The 16,073-nt window shown below is 35.5% G+C and carries 20 protein-coding genes and 1 pseudogene; 10 read left to right on the top strand and 11 right to left on the bottom strand.

Annotated elements, in window-relative coordinates; translation table 11 throughout:
- The first annotated feature begins 38 nt into the window (after positions 1-38).
- Positions 39-1,028 carry a vitamin K epoxide reductase family protein gene (locus tag FJR05_RS22790; protein WP_168646225.1) on the top strand — a complete coding sequence of 330 codons (990 nt, stop codon included), beginning with the start codon at positions 39-41 and terminating at the stop codon, positions 1,026-1,028.
- Positions 1,029-1,366: 338 nt separating this feature from the next.
- Here the strand turns inward: FJR05_RS22790 and FJR05_RS22785 are convergent, their stop codons facing one another.
- The gene (locus FJR05_RS22785) at positions 1,367-1,630 is read right to left on the bottom strand and encodes a hypothetical protein (RefSeq protein ID WP_168646224.1); all 264 of its coding nucleotides are present in this window, start codon (positions 1,628-1,630) and stop codon (positions 1,367-1,369) included.
- Between the two features lie 311 nt (positions 1,631-1,941).
- On the bottom strand, positions 1,942-3,204 hold the full coding sequence (locus tag FJR05_RS22780) for a mechanosensitive ion channel family protein (protein ID WP_371416932.1): 1,263 nt from the start codon (positions 3,202-3,204) through the stop codon (positions 1,942-1,944).
- 198 nt (positions 3,205-3,402) lie between these two features.
- Between FJR05_RS22780 and FJR05_RS22775 the strand changes: the two genes are divergently transcribed.
- Positions 3,403-4,212: a hypothetical protein gene (locus FJR05_RS22775; RefSeq protein ID WP_168646223.1), complete on the top strand. Its 810-nt coding sequence runs from the start codon at positions 3,403-3,405 to the stop codon at positions 4,210-4,212.
- A gap of 201 nt (positions 4,213-4,413) precedes the next feature.
- On the opposite strand, the gene FJR05_RS27470 is transcribed toward FJR05_RS22775, so the two are convergent.
- Entirely contained in the window at positions 4,414-6,243 is a 1,830-nt protein-coding gene (locus FJR05_RS27470; protein WP_168646222.1) for an SUMF1/EgtB/PvdO family nonheme iron enzyme, read from the bottom strand.
- Positions 6,244-6,460: 217 nt separating this feature from the next.
- On the opposite strand from FJR05_RS27470, the gene FJR05_RS22765 reads away from it, so the two are divergent.
- The 4 genes from FJR05_RS22765 (at position 6,461) to FJR05_RS22750 (ending at position 10,275) form a co-directional block, all read left to right on the top strand.
- Complete coding sequence (locus FJR05_RS22765) at positions 6,461-7,828, top strand: protein kinase (protein WP_168646221.1); 1,368 nt, start codon at positions 6,461-6,463, stop codon at positions 7,826-7,828.
- A gap of 310 nt (positions 7,829-8,138) precedes the next feature.
- Positions 8,139-9,416 carry an adenosylhomocysteinase gene (gene ahcY / locus FJR05_RS22760; RefSeq protein WP_168646220.1) on the top strand — a complete coding sequence of 426 codons (1,278 nt, stop codon included), beginning with the start codon at positions 8,139-8,141 and terminating at the stop codon, positions 9,414-9,416.
- Between the two features lie 125 nt (positions 9,417-9,541).
- Complete coding sequence (locus FJR05_RS22755; RefSeq protein WP_168646219.1) at positions 9,542-9,958, top strand: XisH family protein; 417 nt, start codon at positions 9,542-9,544, stop codon at positions 9,956-9,958.
- Entirely contained in the window at positions 9,946-10,275 is a 330-nt protein-coding gene (locus FJR05_RS22750) for a XisI protein (protein ID WP_017804276.1), read from the top strand. Before FJR05_RS22755 ends, FJR05_RS22750 begins: the two co-directional genes overlap by 13 nt.
- Before the next feature lie 241 nt (positions 10,276-10,516).
- Here FJR05_RS22750 and FJR05_RS22745 read toward each other — a convergent pair whose 3' ends face one another.
- Positions 10,517-12,142, bottom strand: coding sequence for a phospholipase D-like domain-containing protein (locus FJR05_RS22745; RefSeq protein WP_168646218.1), 1,626 nt, complete (start codon positions 12,140-12,142; stop codon positions 10,517-10,519).
- A 333-nt stretch (positions 12,143-12,475) separates the two neighbouring features.
- Here FJR05_RS22745 and FJR05_RS27465 point away from each other — a divergent pair, with 333 nt between their 5' ends.
- From FJR05_RS27465 to FJR05_RS22725, 4 genes are all read left to right on the top strand, one after another.
- Positions 12,476-12,640 (top strand): type II toxin-antitoxin system HicA family toxin, encoded by a 165-nt coding sequence (locus FJR05_RS27465; protein WP_254447035.1) that lies wholly within the window; start codon positions 12,476-12,478, stop codon positions 12,638-12,640.
- 89 nt (positions 12,641-12,729) lie between these two features.
- Positions 12,730-12,951, top strand: coding sequence for a type II toxin-antitoxin system HicB family antitoxin (locus tag FJR05_RS22735; protein WP_148759659.1), 222 nt, complete (start codon positions 12,730-12,732; stop codon positions 12,949-12,951).
- 12 nt (positions 12,952-12,963) lie between these two features.
- On the top strand, positions 12,964-13,131 hold the full coding sequence (locus FJR05_RS27460) for a hypothetical protein (protein ID WP_168646217.1): 168 nt from the start codon (positions 12,964-12,966) through the stop codon (positions 13,129-13,131).
- Positions 13,132-13,166: 35 nt separating this feature from the next.
- Entirely contained in the window at positions 13,167-13,628 is a 462-nt protein-coding gene (locus FJR05_RS22725) for an element excision factor XisI family protein (RefSeq protein ID WP_168646216.1), read from the top strand.
- 29 nt (positions 13,629-13,657) lie between these two features.
- Here the strand turns inward: FJR05_RS22725 and FJR05_RS22720 are convergent, their stop codons facing one another.
- From FJR05_RS22720 to FJR05_RS22690, 7 genes and pseudogenes are all read right to left on the bottom strand, one after another.
- Positions 13,658-14,071 (bottom strand): putative toxin-antitoxin system toxin component, PIN family, encoded by a 414-nt coding sequence (locus FJR05_RS22720; protein ID WP_168646215.1) that lies wholly within the window; start codon positions 14,069-14,071, stop codon positions 13,658-13,660.
- Complete coding sequence (locus FJR05_RS22715; protein WP_168646214.1) at positions 14,068-14,307, bottom strand: hypothetical protein; 240 nt, start codon at positions 14,305-14,307, stop codon at positions 14,068-14,070. Before FJR05_RS22715 ends, FJR05_RS22720 begins: the two co-directional genes overlap by 4 nt.
- Positions 14,308-14,390: 83 nt before the next feature.
- Positions 14,391-14,696 carry a type II toxin-antitoxin system RelE/ParE family toxin gene (locus FJR05_RS22710; protein WP_168646213.1) on the bottom strand — a complete coding sequence of 102 codons (306 nt, stop codon included), beginning with the start codon at positions 14,694-14,696 and terminating at the stop codon, positions 14,391-14,393.
- A complete protein-coding gene (locus tag FJR05_RS22705; RefSeq protein WP_168646212.1) occupies positions 14,693-14,959 on the bottom strand; it encodes a type II toxin-antitoxin system ParD family antitoxin in 267 nt (88 codons plus the stop codon). The genes FJR05_RS22710 and FJR05_RS22705 overlap by 4 nt, the downstream gene beginning before the upstream one ends.
- Before the next feature lie 63 nt (positions 14,960-15,022).
- Positions 15,023-15,385 carry an aspartyl protease gene (locus FJR05_RS22700; protein ID WP_168646211.1) on the bottom strand — a complete coding sequence of 121 codons (363 nt, stop codon included), beginning with the start codon at positions 15,383-15,385 and terminating at the stop codon, positions 15,023-15,025.
- Positions 15,382-15,699, bottom strand: a complete 318-nt coding sequence (locus FJR05_RS22695; protein ID WP_168646210.1) for a hypothetical protein — start codon at positions 15,697-15,699, stop codon at positions 15,382-15,384. The genes FJR05_RS22700 and FJR05_RS22695 overlap by 4 nt, the downstream gene beginning before the upstream one ends.
- An 85-nt stretch (positions 15,700-15,784) precedes the next feature.
- Positions 15,785-16,073 (bottom strand): annotated as a pseudogene (locus tag FJR05_RS22690) (hypothetical protein); the annotation flags it as partial.

Below are 16,073 nucleotides of genomic sequence, written 5' to 3'. Positions count from 1 at the left end.
TACCCATTACCAATTACCAATCACCAATTACCAATATTATGATTCGTCGTCGTTCTACTCCTTGGATTCATAAATGGTCGCGTCCGGCGATCGCAACTATTGCTGGTTTTGGTATCCTGAATACAGGTTATCTGACCTATGAAAAGCTCTCAGGTAAAATTCCGGTTTGCACTACACCAGAAAATGTTAAGGGTTGTGTGGATGTCCTTTCTAGTCCTTGGGCTACGGTTCTTGGTCAACCATTACCTGTATTTGGTTTATTGGCATACATGGGGATGTTGATATTTGCTTTAGCTCCTTTAGCATTGAACCGAGGGGAAAATCCCAAAAACCAGAAACAACTGGAAAATTTGACTTGGTGGTTACTGTTTGTGGGAGCGATCGCAATGTCAGTTTTCAGTGCATACTTAATGTATGTCCTGGCATTTCAACTCAAAGCTGTTTGTCTTTATTGTATCGCCTCTGCCTTGTTTGCATTAACTATGTTAGTGTTAACTGTCGTAGGTAAAGACTGGGAAGACATCGGACAACTTTTATTTACAGCTTTGATTGTGGCAATGGTGACACTAATTGGAACTTTAGGAGTTTATTCTCAAATAAATTCATCAGGTAACATTACTGAATCAACTGATGGTAAACCAACAGCAATTACCTTTACTCCTAAAGAACAACCAAATCCTGAATTTGGCTGGGAAATTACCACTAAATCCGGTGAAGCCGAAATAGCCCTAGCCCAACATCTTGTCAAATCTGGTGCTAAAGAATATGTAGCCTATTGGTGTCCGCACTGTCACGAACAAAAGCTACTATTTGGTAAAGAAGCTTATCAAATCATTAATGATAATTCGGCGATAGAGTGTGCGGCTGATAGTCCCAAAGGTAAACCAGAATTATGTAAAGCTGCAAAAATCGAGGGTTTTCCAAGTTGGATTATTAATGGTAAAATTTATAGCGGAGTCCAAACTCTAGAGGAACTAGGAAAAATCACAGGTTATACAGGTCCGAAAAACTTTAAATATTTCCGCTAAAGATTAAGAATCCAAAAAATCATTAATCAAGCATCAAGTGTAGGGGTTTAGCTTTTGCTTTACCCTTACAAATATTGGTTATTTGTCATTATACAAAAGTCCATTTCTTAACCGTATTTAGGAGTGAAAAACTTATTTACAGCAAATTGTCATCAAACCTGGAATAAGAACCCCACCCCCAACCCCCTCCCCGCAAGCAAAGAGGGGGCTAAGATGTACCTTATATGATTGGAAATCGCGGTAATAATTTATTGGTCAGGTAAACTTACAAATAAATATAAATAAGATCCCCGACTGATTATATAAGTCGAGAACCTTATTGGTTGATCATTGAATATCTAAGCTGCTTCTCTTCGCATTGATGCTGTATTCGTTTCTGGAAACGGTAGGGAAAGCTGTTCGGGTGATGGTGTTGGTGCTTCCTGTAATACCGTTACTTCAATATTTACACTGACTAAATAACTACCTGTATCTGCACCTACGGCTTCAGAAATTATTTTAGCTATATCTGGACGTTTTGCCGTTAAAGGATCACGGATAATATAACGGTCCCATTCATGCTTGGCGGTGGGGTTAAGATTGAGAATATAATGCTTCATCATAGGTGTAGTCCTTAAAATCCCTATTCCATAAGTCTTTCCAGGTTTGAAGACTATTTTAATAGTATAGTACAAATCTACTATATTGCCAAGGGAACGATAGAAAATAGCCCTGTTTGATTTTATACTCTAAACAGGGCGGCGGTAGATTTTGGATTATTTGACAATTACCAACTACTAATTACTAAATTATACTAAAAACGGTTGAGATACGGAATGAAAGTAAAATCACGAAAACCCCAGATTTGTAGGGGTGGGATGTAGATCCTTGACTCCTGGCTTAAATAGGATAGAAGCAAGAAGTCGGGGTGTTGTCAAAAGTCAGTAACCCAATTGGCTTGTTGGGGTACGGGAATATAAATTCCGGCTGCGTCTAAGGAGATTTTGAGACGACGACGATATTCTCTGGCTACAGCCCATTGCTTGAGGGGCTGAGTTTTGATTAAGACACGAATCATAACTCCGCGATCGCTAAAATGTTCAACTCCTAAAACATTCGGCTTTTCCAGAATTTGATGTTGCCATTCGGGATCTTGACTCATCTCCAAACCCACATTTTCAATTAATTGTAAAGCTTTGTCTACATCAGCTTGATAAGAAATCGGAATACTTAAATCAGCCCGTGACCAGCGGCTGGAGAGATTAGCTACAATCTTGACTTCACTATTGGGAATGGTAATTAAACGCCCTTCTGAATCTCGAACTTGAGTCATTCGTAGATTCAACTTTTCCACCAAACCGCCCACACTGCCGACGGTAATCATATCACCCAGGGCATATTGATCTTCAAAAATAATTAGAAAGCCGTTAATTGCGTCTTTGATTAAGTTTTGGGAAGCGAGAGATATAGCCACACCGACCAAACCGGCACCAGCCAGAAGAGGAACAATATTTATTCCCAAGGCAATTAAGGACATTAAAATTCCCGCACCTACCCAAATAATGGTGGTGATACTTTTAGTGACACCGGAAAATGTGGATATTCTCAATTGTAGACGTTCGGAAGTTTCTGGAGTTAGTAATGCTCCACCACTAATGATGGTAGAGGTAAAATGATCGATGATAGCATAAGTAAACCGGACTATGACATACGTTCCCACACCAACAATAATTAATTTGATGGGAATTTTGGCAATGGTGAGAATCCCAATTTGTAAGGCTTGGGTAGCAGGAAATAGTCCTAAAATAATTAAATTGCCACTGACCCAAATTCCAGCTTGTGCAAGTTGAAATAGTCTGGTTTTAACTTCTTGAAGATGTTGCTGTTGTTGATTAATTAATTTGGTAATGGGTTGATCATCTAAGGAATTAGACTCAAATGATTTTAGTAAATTATTACTTAAACGTTTTTGGAAACGACGGACTCCCCAACTCATAATCATCATAGTGATGGTACTAGCAGTAGCAATACCAACTTGTTGGAAAAATTGAGTTTGCGTTTCTGGTTGTGGTTGGGTTAATGCTGTTTTGATAAATGCAGTTTTGTGTAAATTCTCTGGAGTTTGGGTTGTAGCTTTAGGTATAGGTGCAATAGATATGATCATTGAACCCGTAATAGCTAAAAATTGAACTAGCACTCAAATACCTCCTTGGGTAACTCGCAAGGTTGCTATAGTCTTATCAGAGAAGGATGAAAAAGCCAAAAGTTAGATCAGGTCTTAATCTTACTTATATTGAAGATAAAGGTAGTATCTACTAGCTAATAGGTATTTATGATAAAATATGGCTAATTAAATGTATAATATCTTAGAAATAATATTTTTGAAAAATTTCCTATGTCTCGACCATCTTTTGTGATTTTTGCCCAAAATTACCTTTCTGCACTACTTAGTAATTATGGTAATGTTTTCCTGAATGAACTTATTCCCCGCAACCCTAAATTAAGAGTCTATAAACATCCTTCTCGATTTGGTTGGGAACGTACATATATAGAAACACTCTTTACTAATAACCCTAATATATTAGTTAGTCCCGAAGTGGTGGCGGAAGCAAAAATAGTAGATGTATTGTTTGAACCTGATATTAATAAATCTAGGATATCCTTGGGATTATTGGGAGAACTTACTTCAACTCCCTGTATTATTCAACCTCTACGCTGGACACCAAACACGCAGGAAGTAAGAAACTGTATAAATCATTTTTTAACGTGGACAAGTGAAACTAATGGCGGGATTATTCCTGTCAATGAAACTTTAAAAGATACAGATCAGGAAGAATCAGAAGAAGAGGATAATAAAAGCCAATTAATCATCGTTCCCTCTATTTTCCCTCGTCATTTTGAAGGATTTGGAGTCAAGCCATCTGCTATGAATATTCCAGGTGTTTATAATTTGCCTCCAATTTTTTGTACTACTATCGTTGTTACAAATGAATTGCCTGTAGATGTTTCAACTCTCTGGTTGAGGATTTTAGGACGTGGAAAAACTCAAAGACAGGCGATTATGGAACTTTTCAACTTAGGTATTGATGATCCACTTTATACTTTAGCTCGGCAACAGTTACAACAATGGTATCAATTTTTATTACAAGGTGACATGGGTAAAGAATCTAAGCTGTTGATGCAAACTTTGGCTTCATTGATTTAATCAATTACGCTCACCCTTGACAATTCCCCATTTCTCCATTATTATAGTTACATTGCCATTATCATCCCCCATCACATATCAATTACAACTAAATAACCTCAAAAACCCCATACCCCATTTTTCAAAAAAATTTTCCGCCAGAGGCGGGGGGTAAGAGAAAAGAAAAAAGAGCAAAGGGTAAAAGGACAAAAGTATAAAGGGCTACAAAGTCCTCCCAACGGCGCAGACAACACGAAAACCAATATAGGTGACGCGGAGGTCGCGGAAGAGGTCGTAGTTGCGAGACGCAGAACGGCAGAGGTTAGGATTGTTGTCCCAAGAACCGCCCCGCAGCACTGCTGTATTATGGTTTAGGCTTGTCCAAGCACTACCATCTTTAGGCGCACCATCATAATTTTCATGCCAGTTATCTTCACACCATTCCCACACATTCCCGTGCATATTATACAAACCAAAAGCATTAGGTGAAAATTTTCCTACTTCTGTGGTTTGTCCATATTTTCTATCATAATTCGCTAAATCAGTGGTAATGCTATCACCAAAATAATAGCGAGTAGTGGTTTTAGCTCTACAGGCGTATTCCCATTCAGCTTCACTGGGCAACCGATATTTTTTACCTGTAGCATTATTTAGTCTAGCACAAAATTCCTGAGCGTCAAGCCATGAAATCCTTTCAACAGGAAGATTTTCACCTTTAAAATGTGATGGTTGAGGGTTTAAATCAATTTTTACCTTGGGTAAACTGGCCACCTTTTGCCATTGTAGTTGAGTAACCGGGTATTTTCCCATATAAAAAGGTGGAACAGTAACTTGATGTTGCGGTTTTTCATCGCGTGCTTGCTTATCGTCATCTGGTGAACCCATGAAGAAATTTCCACCAGGAATGGCTATCATATCTAATAATACTTGGCGATTATTTTCTATAATTCCCAAATTTTCTGTAAAAGATTGAAACTTAGGTTGTGGTACAGGAATTTCCAACTTAGGAATTTCCAGAGGTTGTGGTTTTACAGGTATAGGAATAGGAATTTCAAATTGAGGAATTTCAATAGGTTGTGGTTTTACTGGTACAGGAATAGGAATTTCAAATTGTGGAGATACTCTTTTGATAGTTTCAGAATTATTTACCTTAATTTCAGAAGGTTGAATAGGGATATTAATTACAGGTTGGTTGAGTAAACCCAACAACTCTCGAAACTCTCGAATAGTTTGGGGACGGTTTTCCGGTAGTATTTGCATAGCTTGGAGAATAGCAGCATTTACTTTATTACTAATCTTGTCATTAAATTGTTGTGGTGCAGGTAAAGGAAAACCACTATCCGCTAAACTATAGGATGGTAAAGGTGGACGTTGGGTTAATACAGTATATAGAGTTGCAGCTAAAGCATAAACATCTGTATAATGTCCTGGTTTGACATTGGCTACATTAATGAGTTTAATTAATTTGCGTTTGTCATAGTCATATTGTTCTATGGGAGCATAACCTTCAGTGTACATTCCTGTCATAGTTTTGAGTGCAGCAGGTTGAAAGTCTCGCGCTAAACCAAAATCAATTAATACTGCTTGTTTGGTTTCTTTCCGTAACAAGATATTACTGGGTTTAACATCTCGATGTAATAATCCATTTTTATGTACACATTCTAAGGCTTGTCCAATTTGATCTATATATTTTAATCCTTCGCTTTCAGGTAAGTAACCATTGTAGTTATTTACATATAATTCTAAATCATTGCCATCAATATGTTCCATGACAATAGCTTCTAGTCCTTTCTCCTCAAACATATCGTAAACTTGAACAATATGAGGATGTTGACATTTTACTAATGCTTCTGCTTCTTGGATAAATTTCTGTTGTATTTCGCTAAAGTTTTCTTTTTCCTGTTGTTTTTCGTTGAGAGTTTTAATTACTACTAACCGTTTTAGTCTGGTATCTTCTGCTAGGTAGGTTTTTCCAAAGCCACCACCTGCTAGTGATCTTTGGATAATATACTTATTTTGTAGTTTGGTGTTTGGTGTCCAGATAACTTGCATAATATTAAGGACATGGTTTTTAATACAGTATATTGTATTTTGTCTGAATCAGGATACCGAGGATGCGAGGATGTACAGGATGTTATTGATGATTGTATCCTAAATATTCTTTGCGTCTTTGCTCCTTTGCGTCTTTGCGCGAAACTAACCTGTACTTAAACTTGACAATACCATCCTGAAAAACTTAAAATGCTACAAGTCCTGATTTGTGGCAAATATGACATCTACCATTACCCTTACCGTTACCACAGGTAAACTCGCAGGAAAAAAATATATATTTGATAGTCGCAGCACTTGTATTATCGGTAGAAGTGAAGAGTGTAATTTACAAATTGCTGATGATATTGATATGACAATATCTCGCTATCATTGTTTATTAGATATTAACCCACCACAAATTAGAATCCGCGATTTTGGTAGTTTAAATGGTACTTATGTTAATGGTAAAAAAATTGGCCAACGTGAACCAAATGACACTCCTGAAGAAGCACAAAAAAAAGTCTATCCTGAATATGATTTAACTAACAGCGATCGCGTGACCATAGGTGATATTATTTTTGATATTACCATCCAAGGACAAATAGTAAATCAGCCAGAACCACAAAACAATAAACCGAACTTTTTTGAGATTATTCAAAACCTGTTTAACCTAGCTAACCAAAATAATCAAAATAATCAAAATAACCAAAATCCTAATTATCAAAATCTTCAATCTATAGCTAATTATCACATCATCCATTCTTTAGGACAAGGAGGTTGTGGAGAAGTATTTTTAGTTAAACATATTCATACCAAAAAACTCCTAGCCTTAAAATTAATGTTACCTCAAGTTGCAGCCCAACCAGAAGGAGTGAAAAAGTTTTTACGCGAAACTGAAAATACCAAATGTTTACAACATCCCCATGTCATCCAATTATTAGACTATGGTTTTGCGGAAAATGCCTTTTTCTTTACGATGGAATATTGTGACTGTGGTGATGTTCTCAAATTAATGGAAACCCAAGGAGGATGTTTACCTGTTAATATTGCTATCCCCATTATTTTACAAGTTCTCGACGGTTTAATCTATGCCCATAATGTGGAAATTCCCCATGTTCTCTTAGCTGATGGTACAAAAGGTACAGGTAAAGGTTTAGTACATCGAGATTTAAAACCTAGTAATATTTTTCTGACTGATGTTAACGGTAAAATGATCGCTAAAATTGGAGATTATGGTTTAGCTAAGGCTTTTGATTTAGCAGGTTTAAGTGGACAAACATTAACAGGTACAAAAGCAGGTAGTCCAGTATTTATGTGTCGTCAACAATTAATAGACTTTAAACGTGCTTTACCAGAAGTTGATGTTTGGGCGGCTGCTGCTTCATTATATTGTATGCTCACAGGAGATGTTCCCCGCGATTTTGTGGGAGATCCTTTTTCCTGTGTCTTGAAAAATGATGTTGTTCCTATTCAAAAACGGGATAATAATGTGGAGAATATTCCCCAAAAGTTAGCAGATGTCATAGACTTAGCTTTGCGGGAAAAACCACAACTTCATTTTAAAACTGCTGCGGATTTTAAACAAGCTCTGTTAGATTCTATCTGATTACTTTTGTTGATGATGATTTTGTTTCACGCAGAGTTACACAGAGAATATTATTTGATATTTTGTCAGTTTTTACTTGTGGTAAATAATCAAAAAAAGCGCCGCAAAAATGATTTTTCCCCTTGACACCATCGAAAAAAACTGGTATGATAGAATTGATGAGGAAGAACCATCTCTATCGCATAAGCATGACAAGTCGAAAAGATTCAGATATGGGTATTTGAGAGAAAATATGGCTACTTGTCAGAAAATATTGTTAAAGTACGTAAAGGTTTATAGACCTGTTTCATTTTTTAGAGGATAATTTTTCATGATTGCAACAACTCCCATATTAAAGCACGAGGTTAAAGACCTCGCCCTCGCTCCCTTGGGAAGACAACGGATTGAATGGGCTGGAAGAGAAATGCCCGTATTGAAGCAAATCCGCGATCGCTTTGCCAAAGAAAAGCCCTTCGCTGGTTTACGCCTGGCAGCTTGCGCCCACGTCACCACAGAAACTGCACATTTAGCGATCGCTCTCAAAGCCGGTGGTGCTGATGCAGTTTTAATTGCTAGTAACCCTTTATCAACTCAAGATGACGTAGCTGCAAGTCTTGTAGCTGATCATGAAATTTCCGTATTTGCTCAAAAAGGCGAAGATGCCGCTACATATAACCGCCACGTGCAAATCGCCTTAGATCATCGCCCCAACATCATTGTTGATGACGGTAGCGACGTGGTAGCAGAATTAGTTCAACATCGTCAACACCAAATTGCAGATTTAATTGGTAGCACCGAAGAAACCACAACTGGTATCGTGCGGTTACGCGCCATGTTTAAAGAAGGCGTTCTCACCTTCCCCGCCATGAACGTCAACGACGCAGACACCAAGCACTTCTTTGATAATCGCTATGGTACTGGTCAATCTACCTTAGACGGAATTATCCGCGCTACAAATATTTTGTTAGCTGGTAAAACTGTTGTCGTTGTCGGTTATGGCTGGTGTGGTAAGGGAACAGCCCTCCGCGCCCGTGGTATGGGTGCAAACGTCATCGTTACCGAAATTGACCACATCAAGGCTATTGAAGCCGTTATGGATGGTTTCCGCGTGCTACCTATGGCGGAAGCAGCGCCTCACGGTGATATCTTCATTACTGTGACAGGTAACAAGCACGTCGTTCGCGGTGAACACTTCGATGTGATGAAAGACGGTGCGATCGTTTGTAACTCTGGTCACTTTGATTTGGAACTTGATTTGAAATACTTAGCCGCTAATGCTAAGGAAATCAAGGATGTCCGTCCTTTCACTGAAGAGTATAAATTGACAAATGGTAAGTCCGTAGTTGTACTCGGACAAGGACGTTTGATCAATTTGGCTGCTGCTGAAGGACACCCCAGCGCAGTTATGGATATGAGTTTTGCTAACCAAGCATTAGCTGTTGAATACCTGGTGAAGAATAAGGGTAGTTTAGCTGCTGGTTTGCATTCTATTCCTAGAGAAGTAGATGAAGAAATTGCTCGTTTGAAGTTGCAAGCTATGGGCATTTTCATTGATAGTTTGACAGCAGATCAAATTGACTATACCAATTCTTGGCAGTCTGGAACGTAAGTCATTAATTAGTTGATTTTTTGGGGATAGGCGTTTTGCTTATCCCTTTTTTTTAACGAACCGCAGAGACGCAGAGAGCGCAGAGGGAGGATATAATGGGATGGAGGGTGTTATTATAAGTTTTTATGTCAGCAAAAGATTTTTTTCACAATGCAGTTAGGTTAGCTTTAGAAAAAGATGGTTGGTTAATTACTAATGATCCTTTATCATTTACAGTAGATACTCTTGACTTTAGAATTGATTTAGGAGCAGAAAGACTATTAGGAGCAGAAAAGGAAGGTCAAAAAATAGCAGTTGAGATAAAATCTTTTTTAGGTCAATCTGAAGTTACTGAATTTCATATAGCTTTAGGACAAACACTAAATTACCGTTCTGTTTTAAGAAAAAAAGAACCCAACCGCATTTTATATCTAGCGATTGGTAATGAAATATACAAAGAATTTTTTCTTATTCCGTTTATTCAAGAAATCATTGCTGAACATCAATTAAAATTACTGATATTTGAAGCTATTAAACAGGAGATTGTTTTATGGAAGGAATGAATTATCCTGAATTGGTAAAAACTGTATTAGCAAGACATACAGAAAATCATGCTTCCAAAGGAACAGAAAAGGAGTTAATTTTTGATTGTGAAAGAAATAGTTATTTAGTAGTTCATGTAGGATGGGAAAATAATGAAAGGGCTTATGGGACAATTATTCATGTAGATATTAGAGATGGAAAAATCTGGATTCAGAGAGATTTTACTGAGGAAGGGGTAGCTAGTGAGTTGGTAGATTTGGGAGTACCAAAAACGGATATTGTTTTAGGTTTTAAGCCACCTTATATGAGACAGTTTACTGATTTTGCATCAGTTTAGATTTTTTATTCAATTTTAATAACTTGATTTTTTGGGGATAGGCGTTTTGCTTATCCCTTTTTTTGTATATCATGGTGTAATCATAATGCACAGTAAATTTCTACAAGAACTATTGGTAAAATCGCAGATATATCAAACCTTGACCTAGTTAAACTAGAAAATATTTTGGGAATGAAAACAGGTTATTTACTTCGTTATAGTGATAGAACGTTCAGAGATATTGTTATTAAAACAACAAATTCTAGGAGAGCCATTGTTTTTTGAAAGTTCTCAATTTATTTATTGCTATACTCTTTTCTTTACTACTTTCAGAGGTTTTGTAAATTAGAGTGTCTACTGTGCCGTCTTCATGAGATTTATCAAGACGTATAAAAACACCATCTAACCTTTCGTATTTAATTTCTTCGTTATTATTGATTATTTCAAAAGCAATAAAAATATCACCTGGTTGAAGACGCTTATTTCCTGTATTTTTTGGAGTGGGAGTTTGATTATTTTGTTGTAATTCATAATATAATGCTCCTAGCCTATGTCTTTTTAATTTTTCTTTGACTTCAGATATTTCTTTATCGAATTCCATTTGCTTACTTTCATTTTTCAAGTTGGCAAAAGTTCTTCCTAAACCTATATGTCTATTAGGAGAGTAATAAAAATCTTGAATGCGGTTATGAATTTCCTTAATTAAATCGAATTTAATTTTATTGACTGATACATTAATTTTTTCATAGTCACAGATAAAAACGTTTAATAAATTATCATCTGCAAAGAAAGCAGTTACTCTTTCTTGCCATTTTTTAGTGGCGAATAAATTATCTGTACTAAACTCAATAAAATTTTCTCTCATTTTACAGTCTACGTATTCGTTAAATTCTCTAGTATATTGAGCTATTTTTTCGGAATCACCAATTTCCTGTAAAAGTGGTTTCAAAATTTTTTTACTTTCTTCTACTTCTTCCTCAATGAGTTTACTAATCTCAGACGGCATCCATTGACCTAACAAAGTATCAATACTGTAGTTCGCCCATATACTAGGAGGAATAGGCTCTGGACAAATATCAAAAACTGATTCTATATTTATTGGGTCATCAGTTATTGATTCCTGTTTTTGTAGTTTAAATATTTCTAACTTCTTCCTAGTTTCTTCGTTATTGGTCAGTTCGTATAATCTTTTCTTCTCTTCCGAAGACAATTCAAGTTCAATTTTTAAATTAATTGTAGGATGCCATTTATGATAAAAAGTGCCTTTTGCAATAATCTGATATTTTCTTAGTTCAGCTTCTTTTTGTGGTGATAATGAATAATTATTTTGCAACTGAAAAAAAATGTTCATGAATTCTTCAAGCGAATTACTATCATAAACAATTTTTCCAAGTTCAATATTTGAATTCAAACCTGATTTAGTTAAATTTCCAGAAGTGATAATAGCAAAGCCTTCAGGTTGATTTTTAACACTGGTATCTAAAGAACTAATCATTGCGTATCCTTTAGCATGAAAAAGTTTATTTTGATAATCAATAGGTGTCAATGTAATTTGGCTGGAAGGTATTTGTGTATTTGCACTAATATCTTTGATATAATCATCCTTATTTTGACCTTTTTTGACCCATTGCTGACTATCAATTAATATATGTACACCTGATAATTTATTACCTAGTATTTTTTTTAGTTCAGCTATTAAATTTTTAAATGTTTTGGGATTGAAGTAGCAAGTAATAGCATAGAATATCCAACTATTATTATCTTCCGTGTTAAGTGATTTAACTTTTTCTGTTATAAAACTTAGTAACGAAGTGGAATTTGGTTCATTAAATAAGGTAAGCATAATCTCCCAGTAGGTATTAATTTGTTTTAGTTCGTAAGATTGCAAAAAAATAATGATAGTTATGTAGGTTGGGTTGAGAAACAAAACCCAACATCTTTATAATTTAAGTGCGTTGCGCTTAACCCAACCTACGAAAATAAAAGATTGAAACTATTATACCTTACATCAATTAAAATTGCTAGTATTTCCACTCATCAAACAGGAGATTATTTTATAGAAACAATGAATTATTCTGAATTAGTCAAAACAGTATTAGCAAGACATACAGAAAATCATTTAGCCAAAGTAACAGAACTTCAATTAATATTTTATCATCCCAGAAATCATTATAATGAAATTAGGATAGAATTTAATGTAAAAAAATGATAAAATAAAGTAATGTCAAAAAAGCGGAAATTACTAGAGAAAGTTCTTTCTGGATCTAGAAATATTCAATTTGATGATTTAGTGACATTAGTTGAAGCCTTTGGTTTTTCGTTATCACGTATCAACAGTAGTCATCACATTTTTACACATCCAACTATCCCCGAACTTATTAACTGACAAAATCGCAATGGTAAAGCTATTCCTTATCAAATTCAGCAATTTTTAATATTAATTGAAAAATATTCCTTAACTATGGAGAATGAATAATGAAACACTATCACATTAATATTTTCTACAGTCAAGAAGATGAAGGTTATATTGCTGATATTCCTGATTTAAAATATTGTTCAGGATTTGGTTTAACAGAAGAAGAAGCACTGCAAGAAGTTTTGAAAGCTAAAGCTGCTTGGTTAGAAGCTGCGGAAATAGAAGGTAAACCGATTCCCGAAGCAAGATATAAACCTGTAATTTATCAGATAGCTTCATAACTTTATAGTCTTATGGAAATATTAAATTATCGTGAGATAGTAAAATATATCATCTCTAAATATGCAAAAGACCAAGCAGAGGAAGATTTACTAACTGTTTTTGATAGAATTGGTAAAAATGCTCAAGCTAAAGGACTTACAGAAGAAATATTGGAACAATTATTATCTGATGAATCATAAATTAATTATCATTGACATTCCTACAAAATCATCTCATGTTAACCATAACCATTGATGAAATCCAGAAAAACTTCACTAGCTATCTTCACCAAGTAGCAGCAGGAGAAAGTATAATTATCATCGAATCGGGTAAACCAATAGCAGAAATTAAACCAGTTTCCAGTGTTATGGAAAAATCAGATTATCCCAAATTAGTACAACAAGTATTAGCAACACATACAGACGGTCATTGCTCTGAAGGAACAGAAATCGAGTTAATATTTGATATTCAAAGAAATCGCTATCTAGTAGTTCATATAGGTTGGGAAGGTGAAAATAGAACCTATGGTACAATGAGTCATGTAGATATTAAAGATGGAAAAATTTGGATTCAGCGCGATTTTACAGAAGAAGGAATTCCTAATCAATTAGTAGAGTTAGGAGTACCGAAAACAGATATTGTGTTAGGTTTTAGAGCGCCTCATATTAGGCAGTTTACTGGTTTTGCAGAGGGTTAACTTTTTTATGTATCTTTCTAATCGCCTGATTATCCTCTAAAATCACAAACCAACCGCTTAAACATAGACACAGAAACAATAGTAGTATTCACTAAATTCTGTGCTTCATCAAAATCAGCATCTCCAGTAATTAAAAAATCCGCCTCTGCTGCGACAGCACAAGCTAAAAACTTTTCATCCTTTCTATCTCTAGCAAAATCTATAGTTACCTGAACATCAACTAATTTAGTTACCAAATCTATAACATCTAACCATTCTTTTCTGACTTCATCTGTCAACTTAAACTTCTTCCGACTTAACACATCCTGATACTCTGCTAAAATCTCCTCAGAAACAACCCAATCACAATTAGGACTATCCACAACAAATTGAATAACATCCCTTGGTTCTCTCCCCTTGAGAACAGCAGAAACTAAAACATTAGTATCAATAATAACTTTCATTCCCCACGCCGATAAGCTTCAATTTCTGCGGCTATATCCTCCTCTGTAACCTCTTCCACACCAGGAATAGCCTGAGTTTTATCAAATAAATTCCGCAACTTATTACTAATTGTAACTTGCGGGTTATCTTCAGCTAAAACAATAATCTCCACACGCTGTCCAACTTGAAAAGGTAAATCAGATAAAACTACCTGCTTCGGGTCTTCAATCGTGATATAAATCTTGTAAGCATTCATGATTTATTCTACTATTTATCCTGTATATATTTTATAACACTTCTCTTCCTTTGCGTCTTTGCGCCTTTGCGTGAGATAAAGTTTCAATCATCCATTGATTCTGTAAACAAAGATTCCAGATTTCGATAACCACTAACTACACGCACAATTTCAATCCCACCATTAATAACTCGATAAAGAATAACGTAACCATCTAAAGGAACACCCCGCAAATCAACCCTAATATTTTCATAGCTACGCCCCATATTAGGGAAATTAGCTAAATATTTACACTTCTTTTCAAATTCATCAACAAAACGGTCTCCAGCATCAATATTTCTATTGGTAAAATAATCAATAATTTCTGATAAATCTCTACTAGCTTCTGGAGAGATAATATGTATTTTCATCCTTGTATTTCTCTCGCTTGACGCAACTTATCCCGCAATTGTGAAATCACAACTTCCCCATTAATACCTTCCCCTCTATCCAATTGTTCAATAGCAACATCAACCTTTTCCCGTGTTTCTTCCACCCAAGTCTGATAACCCTTATCCCACTCTAAAAGCAACTTCAAAGCCTTACTAATTACATCTTCAGGATTTGTATATCTACCCGTAGCAATTTGCGCTTCGATAATTTGCTCTAATTCCGGTTTAATTTGGATATTCATTATTTATCCTATATATATTTTATAATAACTCTCTTTCTCTGCGCCTCTGCGCGAAATAAAAAATTATCCCAAAGTCAAAATACTTTCTGGAAAATCCACCACCAAACGCAAAAACTTCAACCACTCAGAACCTAATAAAACTTCTGTAATATTATCCCCCACATGAACAGGAATTTCATACTCTTGTCCATCCAATATTACCTTACCTAAATAGATATTAAACCTTGATTCACCTTGTGCTGTTTGCATAGGTTCATTACCAAGGAAAACCCAATTAAGTCCATCCAAATCTTGAGTATTAATTGCCATAAACTTGGTAAATCCTGTATCTAACATCGCATCCACAGGTAAATTTAATCCATCAGCAGTAATCAAATCAAGCTCAAAAAATAGCTGCCCCTCACTACCAAAATTTCCCTGAATCATATTCTCCCAGTCGTTCCTGTTTCATTTAAGCAAAACACATAATTCTTAGCCTTTGGGTATTTCTCAAGGACTTTTTTATGAGCTTGAATATTATCTTGATCAAGAAAGTATTCACCACTATCTGGTTCTATAGCAATATACCAACCATAGTGACTTTCAATATATTCAGGACGGACACGCTCAAAAATTGCCCGACAACGTTGATAAAATATTTCATCTTCCGCTTCTCGTCTAGCTAATTCTTCTGGTGATATAGTCAATTCAGGAAAAATTCTTCCTCTTCTTACCACTTTTTTTGATGTTATGTGAGTCATATCATTAACTTGAACTCTATTCTATTTATTATCTTAACTTAAATTGTGCTTAATTGCAACTTTTATCATTATTTGAACATAAATTTTAACATGATTTTCCCTCTTTATTTTCATCATTAAAAGCTGCTGCTAACTCAGGACTAATAATAGCTATAGAACTTTCCTTCCATTCATAAATAATAGCATCAATCAAATCCCAAGCCTCATTAGAAGTATCAGTTAAGCGAAAAGCCTCACTCACTTCTTTAATAAACTCTTGCAATTCATCCCCATCAAAAACCCGCAACCATCCATAAGGATGCTCATAACCTATTTTTTGTCCTAATAATAACCGAAATGCCACTGAGGCTCTTGCGCCTCTTTTATGGAGAAAA

This window comes from Dolichospermum sp. UHCC 0259 (assembly GCF_009711935.1).
GTDB lineage: Bacteria > Cyanobacteriota > Cyanobacteriia > Cyanobacteriales > Nostocaceae > Dolichospermum.
The sequence above is the reverse complement of the archived record's forward strand: the minus strand, read 5'-3'. Positions and strand labels throughout refer to the sequence as shown.